The following is a 236-nucleotide window of genomic DNA, read 5'->3' on the forward strand; positions in this document are numbered from 1 at the left end:
GGTTGTGCTTCATGGTGCAGGAGCCGAGCGGGTAGAAGCCCGAGTCCAGGTCGAAGTTCCGCTTCGACAGGTTCACGTAGTGGCGGACGATCTCCGGCTCGGAGACCTCCGGCAGCTTCGGCCCCTCGGCGCGGCGGTGCTGCTCGGGCAGCAGGCCGTCGACGTGCGGGACGTCGAGGTCCGGCGCGACGAACGCGCGGCGGCCGGCGCGGCCCTTCTCGTAGATCGTCTTGATG

At 69.5% G+C, this 236-nt stretch carries 1 pseudogene; it reads right to left on the reverse strand.

Annotated features, from left to right (window positions below):
• Positions 1-236: pseudogene (locus AC0L2J_RS34830) on the reverse strand (aminomethyl-transferring glycine dehydrogenase subunit GcvPB); the annotation flags it as partial.

This window comes from Bradyrhizobium sp. MV1.5, from assembly GCF_055807615.1.